9 protein-coding genes are annotated in these 10,659 nt (G+C 29.0%); all 9 read left to right on the top strand.

Annotation, left to right across the window (positions count from 1 at the left end; translation table 11 throughout):
• The coding region (locus DRF75_RS04655) for a CDP-alcohol phosphatidyltransferase family protein (protein ID WP_129992746.1) at positions 1–645 on the top strand (645 nt) is incomplete at its 5' end.
• 21 nt (positions 646–666) lie between these two features.
• Complete coding sequence (locus tag DRF75_RS04650) at positions 667–2,049, top strand: alanine/glycine:cation symporter family protein (protein ID WP_045170649.1); 1,383 nt, start codon at positions 667–669, stop codon at positions 2,047–2,049.
• 348 nt (positions 2,050–2,397) lie between these two features.
• Positions 2,398–4,137, top strand: a complete 1,740-nt coding sequence (yidC, locus tag DRF75_RS04645) for a membrane protein insertase YidC (RefSeq protein WP_045170648.1) — start codon at positions 2,398–2,400, stop codon at positions 4,135–4,137.
• Between the two features lies 1 nt (position 4,138).
• On the top strand, positions 4,139–4,585 hold the full coding sequence (locus DRF75_RS04640; RefSeq protein WP_045170647.1) for a 6,7-dimethyl-8-ribityllumazine synthase: 447 nt from the start codon (positions 4,139–4,141) through the stop codon (positions 4,583–4,585).
• Positions 4,586–4,589: 4 nt separating this feature from the next.
• On the top strand, positions 4,590–5,120 hold the full coding sequence (locus DRF75_RS04635; protein WP_045170646.1) for a transcription antitermination protein NusB: 531 nt from the start codon (positions 4,590–4,592) through the stop codon (positions 5,118–5,120).
• 205 nt (positions 5,121–5,325) lie between these two features.
• Complete coding sequence (gene uvrA / locus DRF75_RS04630; protein WP_045170645.1) at positions 5,326–8,178, top strand: excinuclease ABC subunit UvrA; 2,853 nt, start codon at positions 5,326–5,328, stop codon at positions 8,176–8,178.
• A 332-nt stretch (positions 8,179–8,510) separates the two neighbouring features.
• Positions 8,511–8,882: an NADH-quinone oxidoreductase subunit A gene (gene ndhC, locus DRF75_RS04625; RefSeq protein ID WP_045170644.1), complete on the top strand. Its 372-nt coding sequence runs from the start codon at positions 8,511–8,513 to the stop codon at positions 8,880–8,882.
• A 6-nt stretch (positions 8,883–8,888) separates the two neighbouring features.
• Complete coding sequence (locus DRF75_RS04620; protein WP_045170643.1) at positions 8,889–9,431, top strand: NuoB/complex I 20 kDa subunit family protein; 543 nt, start codon at positions 8,889–8,891, stop codon at positions 9,429–9,431.
• A 397-nt stretch (positions 9,432–9,828) separates the two neighbouring features.
• Positions 9,829–10,407: an NADH-quinone oxidoreductase subunit C gene (locus DRF75_RS04615; RefSeq protein ID WP_045170642.1), complete on the top strand. Its 579-nt coding sequence runs from the start codon at positions 9,829–9,831 to the stop codon at positions 10,405–10,407.
• Positions 10,408–10,659: the final 252 nt, after the last annotated feature.

The raw sequence follows: 10,659 nt of genomic DNA, 5'->3' as shown, positions 1-10,659 counted from the left end.
TTTATTATTATTGCAGCACTAATAGATGGCATGGATGGCAGAATTGCTAGATTACTCAATTCTACTAGTGGTTTTGGCGCACATCTTGACTCTTTTGCAGATTTCTTAAATTTTGGTGCTGCTCCTGCTTTCTTGATATATTTTTGGTCACTTAAACAAATTAAAGTCATAGGTTGGATGCTAGTAATGATGTTTGTGATGTGCATGTCGATTAGACTTGCAAGGTTTAATATGTCTTTATATGAAGAAAAAAAATTAGACTGGCACAAATTTTTCTTTGTAGGAGTTCCTGCACCACTAGGAGCAGTATTATCATTAATTCCAATAATGCTAACATTTTATTATCATGATAATCATTGGTTAGTTGAAAACCTATCAGACCAAAACAATGTAGCAATATATTTTGCTGTAATTGCATTTTTATCAGTAAGCAATATTCCTACATTTTCAGCAAAACATCTCTGTATACCAAAAAATCTATCTTACATATTTATTTTACTATTCGGTATATTTATCGTATTTGCAATAACAAAACCATGGTTAACATTTCCAGTATTTGGAATAATGTATATAATATCAATACCTATAAGTAGTGTAGTATACATATATATTATGTACAAAAACAAAACCAAAATAAACATGTAGTATCAATCTCATCTTTGTATAATGATAACACTTGAACTAACAGATTTTTTTCCATATGTATCTAGAACACTGGAGTCTGTTTTTTGTTTCACAATATTTCGGGTTCCATTAATTATCTTATGGGTGATATATTTAGGAATATTTTGTACACTAAAATTCAAATTCGTTAACATAAGGCTCTTTAAACATGCATTACATATTCTAGCTAAGCCACAAAATAAAAAAGACAGTAATACCATTTCTAATATTCAAGCATTTATCACTGCAATATCTGGTACTATAGGATTAGGAACAATCTCAGGAGTAGTGATAGCAATATCTACAGGAGGTCCAGGAGCAGTACTATGGATGATAATAATTGGTATTCTAGGCATGTCAGTAAAATTTGCTGAAGTAACGCTAGGATTTAAATATTATCTATTAGAAAAGAAAAACAATATAGGTGGGCCTTTTCAATACATCAGATGCGGTTTAGTTGAATTAGGATTATTAAAAACTGGAAAAACAGTAGCATACATTTATGCTGTTACAATGATAATAGCAATGTCTTTTGGAGGTATATCATTCCAATCAAACCAAGCAACTGTTCTATTAAGTAACACTTTCCATCAAGTCAACAGCAGTGTTATTGTATTAATATTAACACTATTAAGTGGATTAGTAATAATAGGAGGAATAACACGCATTGCAAAAATTATGACAACATTATCGCCTATAATGGTTATATTATACATTACAATATGCACAGCTGTTATTATAAGTAATTCAGACCAGTTACTCCATACATTCAACATAATGATACATGGTATGTTAGAAGGAAATAGCATGACTGGAGGAGCAATAGGATCTCTTATTGCAGGAGTTAGAAGATCAATTTTTGCAAATGAAGCTGGTGTTGGCACATCACCTATTATACATGCCTCAACAGATGAAACTGAACCCGTAAGAGTCGGATGTATCGCAATGCTTGAACCATTTATTGATACTGTACTTGTATCATTTATCACAGGAATTGTTGTAATATTAACTGGATCTTACAGTACTATCAGCAGCAGCAACCATGTCATTACAATTAACAACATATTTTCTAATATTTGTCCAATTTTTCAGTATATGATATTTCCATCTATCGTATTTGCTTTCTCATTCTCATCAATAATTACATATTCATATTACTGTGAAATATCTTGGAAATATATACTTGAAAATTCACGTCATGTTGTACTATGTAGAATACTTATAATGTGTATAATAATAATAAGCGGTTTATCAAAAAATATAATACCTATATCTCAATTAGGAGACCTGCTTTTCATATTTCTCACAATACCTAACGGAATAACCATAATCTTATTAAGTAATATTATAAACCAAGAACTTAAAACATACTTAAGTAAACTATAATTTTTTCTCAATTTATTTAACCACTATACAACATCGATACAAATTTAACATAAAAAAATTCAGATTATTCCTACAATTATATTAAGGCCATATATACAATAATTAAATAGATATCTTTAAAATTACAATTTAAATCTAACCATTAAAGTAATGATTATATAATATTTTGTCACCAACATATTATCTAAAATTTCACAAAAGCTTTTTACAAATTCAACAACACAATTGAATCTAACATTAACTCAATAACTTATGCCCATATATAGTTAATTTTATAATTACATTGCCTTATTGATTTAAACAATGCTATATGCTACACTAAAACCTATTAAGATGCTCATTAGCAATATGGTAGAAGTTCGTAATTTAATATTAGCTGTTATTTTATCCGTGTTAATTATGACCGGGTGGAGGTTTATATACGATAAATTTTTCACTACACAACACATTATAGAAGACAATACAAATTCTGATACTATGATTCCAGAAATTGATGATAGCTTCACACATAAAACACGCTCTGAAATTATAGGAAGTAATACTGATACAAGACTGAATCTATCAAATAAAAAAATACATGGATCAATATCATTAAAAGGTGCACAGTTTGACGATCTAATATTTAAAAACTATCATGTTACACCAGATAGCAACTCCGATGGTATAATATTACTATCACCAGAAGAAACAGAAGGAGTATACTTTATTGAATTTGGATGGATAGATCCTCAACATAAAATTGCCTTACCTAATCACTCATCAATTTGGAACTCAGATCAACCGACTTTATCACCAAATAATCCAATAACTTTAACATGGGACAATAAGGAAGGGATTATCTTTAAAATTAAAATAACACTAGATAACGATTACATGTTCAAAATAGAACAAATTGTTACAAATAATACAAATTCTACAGTAAACTTAATACCCTATGGTAGAATTAATAGGTCTAAACATACTACAGAAAAATCCTATTGGATATCACATGAAGGGGCTGTAGGAAGTTTCAGTAATACGCTTAAAGAATGGACATACAAAACAATAACAAAAGAGAAAAACATAAGAATTCAATCACAATATACAAATGACGATCACAATCAATGGATTGGAATTGGCGATAAATACTGGTTTACAGCATTAATACCAAATGTTTTACAAAAAAGTAAAGTCAATTTCCATGTTAAGCATGCTAAACATAACAGTGAAGACCGTTTTCAGGTAGATTTTAGTCATGATAATTACATTGCACATCCAAATAAAACAGTAAGCAGCACTAGCTATTTATTTGCTGGAGCTAAAGAATTAAAATTACTAGATAAATACAAAGACAACCTAAACATTGCACTATTCGATAAAGCAGTAGATTTTGGAGTTTTATATTTCATTACTAAACCTGTTTTTCTGCTCTTAGAATACTTTTATGATGTTATAGGAAACTTTGGGCTTGCTATCTTGTTATTAACAGTAGTAATAAAATTAATAATGTTTCCTTTATCATACAAAGCATATATTTCTATGCTAAAATTAAAACATTTACAACCTGATATCCTAAAAATAAAAGAGTTATACAAAAATGATAATGATAAAATGAGCAAAGAAATATCGGCTATTTTTAAAAAAAACAATGTCAACCCTATGTCCGGGTTTATGCCAATACTAATACAAATACCAGTATTTTTTGCATTGTATAAAGTATTGTTCGTTACAATTGAAATGAGGCATGCTCCATTTTATTTATGGATAAAAGATCTATCAAGCTTCGATACTGCAAACGTATTAACAATGTTTGGACTATTAAAATTTAATGTTCCAATATGCATTGGAATTTTGCCAGTTATATTAGGAATAACTATGGTAATTCAACAAAAGCTAAATAACAGTAATTCCTTAAATCAAGATAAAGCTCAAGCAAACTTTATGAAGTTTTTACCATATATTTTTATATTCATTTTTTCATCATTTCCAGCAGGATTAATTATTTACTGGATATGCAGCAATTCAATTACTATAATTCAACAATTAATAATAAAGCAATATGCAAGTAAAAAATTCAACTTTCAGAAAGTAGCAAAACAGGAGGGTTAATATGTCTAATGAGTATAATGTACTAATAGTAGTATCACAATTTTATCCCGAAATAACAAGCCTCTTACTAGATGGAGCAGTAGATCAACTAAATAAATACTCAAAACCTGTAAAACATGATGTAGTATATGTTCCAGGTTCTTTTGAAATACCAGCAGCTATAGTTTTCGCAATAATGAGTGATAAATACAAATATGATGGATACATTGCCCTAGGCTGTGTTATAAAAGGACAAACAGATCATTATTATTATGTTTGTAAAGGTGTAGCAGGCTCTCTTAGTGAAATCGCAGTTCACCATGCTGTTCCTATGGGTTTTGGAGTTATTACAGCTGAAAATTTAGAATTAGCAATGGTAAGAGCAGACATGCATAAAAAAAACGTTGGTGGAAAAGCTGCTAAAGCTGCACTAACTATGATTGAATTACATAATAAATTTTTAAGTTAATATTATGAAAGATAACATATGCTATCAGCCATTGTGGCATTCAAAAAAAACAACAACTAGGTTCCTTGCTATACAAGGGACCTATTCCATGATATTTAATAATTACACTATACACGACATTGATAATCTGATTGATTATTTATATGAAATGAAAGAAGTATTAGATTTGATACAAATAGACAATCAATTGTTAATCAAAATAATGAACACAATGTTGTTAACTTTTAATACAATTAATGCAACTATTGCAACATTGTTGAACGAGAAGTGGTCTATAGACCGCATCAATCTAATTAGTCTTTCCATCATTAAAACTGCAGTTTGTGAATTAATTTGTTCTAATACAGATGCAGTAATTATTATAAATGAATACGTTAACATAGCGAGTCACATACTAGAAAAAACAGAAGTTAATTTCATCAATGCAATACTTAACCAAGTAAAACTTACAGCACGTCTTACATTTGATAATAATATCAATAATTTCCATCGAATAGAACAATCAGAAACTGCCGCTGTTTTCAATAATACATAACATCTGATTATACTTAATTAAGTTTAATCTGTACAAAAGTATACATCAAATACATTATTATATTAAAATTTAAAAATTCCTAAACAAAATTACAAACAAGAAAATAAATTACACAATTTTTAAAATTAATTGGAAAATTACTTATCTTAATATATTATTAACACTCATATGTCTTCACTTAATAGTTAATGTGGTAAACTAAAATATGGCTAATTTTATTAGTATACGCAATGCCAAGGAACACAACCTACAGAACATAAACATAGATCTCCCAAAAAATAAGTTAATTGTAATAACAGGAGTTAGCGGGTCTGGAAAATCTAGCCTTGCATTTGATACAATATATGCAGAAGGGCAACGTAGATATGTAGAAAGTTTATCATCTTATGCACGTCAATTCTTAGATTTATGTACAAAACCAAACGTAGAATCAATCACAGGACTTTCTCCAACTATTGCAATCAGTCAAAAGTTTTCATCTAAAAATTCAAGGTCAACTGTATCAACTATTACAGAAATTTATGACTACCTAAGAATTATGTATTCTAATATAGGAATCCCTTACTCTCCAACTACAGGGCTACCTATAACAAAACAATCACTTGCTCAGATAGTAGAAACTATATTTAAATTACCTTTAGGTACAAAAATTTCAATTTTAGGAATACTAGTAAGGGGAAAAAAAGGAGAACATATTAAAGAAATATATGATCTCAAAAAACAACGCTATAAGCTATTAAAAATAAACAACATTACTTATGATATTAACAATATTCCACCATTAGATAGAAATAAACATCATGATATTCATGTAGTTGTAAATCAAATATTAGTATCAGAAGACTCCATTGACAAGATCACTGAAAATATAAAAACTGCTTTAAACATTGGTAATGGTATAATTCAAATAGAAATACTTGATTTGCCAGAAGAATATAAAAGTGAAACATATCATAAAAATCAGATACTAGTTTTTTCAGAAAATTTTGCATGTCCTGAGACGGGTTTTAGTATAGAAGAAATAGAACCAAGATTGTTTTCATTTAACACATCATATGGATCATGCAAAGCTTGTAGTGGAATAGGAAAAAAATACAGTATAGATCAAAACCTAGTTATAAATGATAATTTATCAATTCTAGAAGGAGCTATACATCCCATAGGCCCAATTGATATAAAAGCTCTCCATCACAAAGCTAAATCGCAATTTAGTTATTATTACACAAACGTTATATTATCACTCTCAAAATATTACAATTTTGATTTAACAAAACCATGGAAAGAGCTAGATAACAACATTAAAGATATAATCTTATTTGGCAACAAAACACAAACACCTATAAACTACCAAAGAAATAAGACATTTGAAGGTATTATCAATATTCTCAACAATAAAGAAGATATAGCTATAGAAAAACTAGCTGAACAATACTTATCCATCAATACATGCAGTGAATGTCAAGGGTTTAGACTGAGACCAGAAGCATTATCAGTAAAAATTGATAACAAGCACATTGGAGAATTCACAAAATTATCTGTTGTAGAAGCGATATCGTGGTGCAAAGCACTTCCATCCAAGCTAAATGAAAAACAAAAGCATATTGCATATAAATTATTAGAAGAAATTATAAAAAGATTAACATTCTTAAAAAATGTTGGATTAGGTTACCTTACACTCGACCGCGAATCAACAACATTATCTGGAGGAGAAAGCCAAAGAATAAAATTAGCATCACAAATTGGATCTGGATTATCAGGAATAATTTACGTATTAGATGAACCTTCAATTGGATTACATCAACGTGACAACACACTGTTAATTAATACTCTTAAAACATTACGTGACATAGGGAATACAGTAATCGTTGTAGAACATGATGAAGAAACAATCACAAATGCAGATTATGTAGTAGATATAGGGCCAGGAGCAGGACAAAACGGAGGTTATGTAATTGCACATGGTACTCCAGAAGAAGTCATGGAAAATAACAACAGTATCACCGGCCAATATCTTAGCAATAAGAAAATGATACCTAATTTCGAAAAGCAGAAAACTTTTAATAAATGGATAGAAATCATTGGAGCTCATGAAAATAACTTACAGAACATTAATGTAAAAATCCCTCTCAATGCTTTTACTTGTATTACAGGAGTATCTGGAAGTGGTAAATCAAGTTTAATAAACGATACCCTATACAAATACGCAATAAACAAATTAAACAATGCAACCTGTAGCTATGGAAAATGTATATCCATATCAGGGCTAGAACATATAGACAAAGTAATTGAAATAGACCAATCACCAATCGGCAGAACTCCTCTATCAAATTCAGCAACCTATACAGGTTTATTCATACATATAAGATCATGGTTTGCAGGATTACCACTATCTAAAGCACGAGGATATACTATTAGTAGATTCTCATTCAATGCCAAGGGTGGAAGATGTGAAGCATGTAAAGGAGATGGATATGTAAAAATAGAAATGCACTTTTTACCTGATGTACATGTTAAGTGTGAACAATGTAAAGGATTACGTTATAATAAAGAAACACTAGAAGTAACTCATCAAGGCAAATCCATAGCTGATGTACTAGATATGACAGTTGACCAAGCACATGCATTCTTCATAGATATACCACTAATTAAAGAAAAATTAGATTCTTTACGCAGTGTAGGAATGGGTTACATAAAAATCGGTCAAACTTCTAACACATTATCAGGTGGTGAAGCACAAAGAATAAAATTATCAAAAGAATTATCGAAACGTTCTACAGGAAAAACACTATATATTTTAGATGAGCCAACCACAGGACTACATTTTGCAGATATAGATAATCTATTACATGTGCTACATAAATTACGTGACATGGGCAATACAATAATAGTGATAGAACACAATTTGCATGTTATCAGAACAGCTGAATATATAATAGACATAGGACCCAACGGAGGTGAGGATGGAGGTAGAGTAGTAGCTAGTGGCACTTTACAAGAAATAGCAGAAAACCCAAACAGTATAACTGGACTATATTTAAGGCCTTATTTAAATATGTAATAAGGCTTATACATTATACATAAATTAATATATTACATCTCAGACTCTTCATTAAATCTGATAAATTAATCGCTCACATATTGATTGTTATAACTATATATCAATCTATTAAACATAGTTATGAAAAAACTGATAAATAATCCCACTATTCCAATACAGAAAATAAAATATACAATAAAATCAACTACTTTACCTTTTTTATACTAATTATACATTATACTTTATCTATAATTAGTGATATGATTAAAAAGTAAAGGGTGTGTAATATATGTTAATAAATTGACATAAAGTTAAAACTCTGTAAGTATTTAATTATTCACTAAAGTATATATATGACACAAATGCTTAATATTGCAGAATATGTTCCGGTTTTAATCTTCCTAGCAGTTGCAGGTTTTATATCATTTCTTTTTGCTGTTTTACCAATGCTTTTAGCTAAGTGTAATCCAGATTTAGAGAAACTCTCTCCTTATGAATGCGGATTTGCACCACTTGGAAATTCAAGAAAAATTTTTGATGTTCGGTTTTATTTAGTTGCAATATTATTTATTATATTTGACCTAGAAATAGCATTCTTATTCCCATGGTCTATTTGCCTTTCAGATATAGGCGTAAATGGTTTTTGGTCTATGATGATCTTCCTAGCTATACTGACAGTAGGATTTATATATGAGTGGAGTAAAGGTGCATTAGAATGGGAGTAAATAAATATGGCGAATAATTCTGTTTTAAATAATCAATTCTGGCAAAGTTATAACCACCAGGGTTTCATGGTAACACAGTTTTCTGATTTAATATACTATATATCAAATTGGGCAAGATCAAATTCCTTATGGCCTATGACATTTGGATTAGCATGTTGTGCTGTAGAAATGATGCACACTGCAGCAAGTAGATATGATCTAGATAGATATGGTATTATGTTCCGCGCAAGTCCTAGGCAAGCAGATGTAATGATTGTTGCTGGAACATTAACCAATAAAATGGCCCCTGCATTACGAAAAGTATATGATCAAATGACTGAACCACGCTATGTTATTTCAATGGGTAGTTGTGCTAATGGTGGTGGATATTATCATTATTCATATTCAGTAGTTAGAGGGTGTGATCGTATAGTACCAGTAGATATTTATGTTCCAGGCTGCCCACCAACAGCAGAAGCATTATTATACGGAATATTGTGTCTTCAACAAAAAATCAATAGAGGAAGTATTTCTATCAACAGAAACTCTAAAAGTATTACTAACAAATAAGACCTTCATTCTAAAGTAAATAATAAGTCTTACTTATATGAAACACATCATTCATACATAGTTATACTAAATAAGCCTTACAAACAAAAACATGAAGAATATTTCATCCTCCTCTATCTCAAACAAATATTATAACTTTAACTCAATAGACTAAGTTATTTTTACTTCTATTGAAAAAACGCATAAGTCATACTAATATTTAAGATAGAAAAATACTTTATAATCCACATTCATCTATCTTCAATATAAACATTATAACTTTAATTTAATATACAATGAACAAGCTATACTAACAAAATATACTAATACTTAATATAGAAAAATTAATGTAATACTTTAATTCAGAAAAATAATGTATAGTATAAGTAAAAGCAAAAAATATTAAAAGGGATACATGATGTCAGATACTAATAATGCAATAGATAATATTATTGAACACATCAACACATCTATAAATGTAAAATGCACTATAAAAGACAATATAAACTTAGAGTTAGATTCAAATGTAAAAGATATTTACGATCATATTTTATTTTTACGTAATGATACAAAATGCAAATTTCACATATTAATTGATATTTTTGCTATAGATTATCCAAGCAGGCCAGCCAGATTTGAAGTAGTTTATTCATTATTAAGTATAATCAACAATATCAGAATATTTTGCAAAGTATCGCTAAAACAAAATGAGAATATTCCATCTATCACCAACCTGTTCAGTGCTGCAGGATGGTTTGAACGAGAAGTATTCGATATGTATGGAATAATATTTGATAATAATCCAGATTTACGAAGAATTTTAACAGATTATGGTTTTTCTGGCCATCCAATGTTAAAGGACTTTCCTTTAACTGGTTATAAAGAAGTACGGTATGACATATTAAAAAAAGAAGTAACATATGAAGCTGTAAATCTACAACAAGACTTCCGGTCTTTTGATTTCCTGTCTCCATGGAAAGAATTAAATAATGAATAAAACACTCATTATATACCAGAACATTGTAAACATACTGAAAAAAAGAGTACGCAAAGCTGTAAGCCTATAAAAAAACTTCAGCTACAATATAGAAGCACTAAATAATAAATAAAATGCTCATTATATCCAGAATTTGTGCACATCTGAAAAAAAAAAAAAAAAAAAAAAAAAAAAAAAAATTAAAAATTAAAAAAAAAATTTAAAAAAAAAAAATTTAAAAAAAAAAAAAAAAAAAAAAAATAAAAAAAAAAA

It is taken from the genome of Ehrlichia minasensis (assembly GCF_004181775.1).
Taxonomy (GTDB): domain Bacteria; phylum Pseudomonadota; class Alphaproteobacteria; order Rickettsiales; family Anaplasmataceae; genus Ehrlichia; species Ehrlichia minasensis.
Note: the sequence above shows the minus strand (reverse complement) of the source record. Positions and strands in the feature narration are given on the sequence as shown.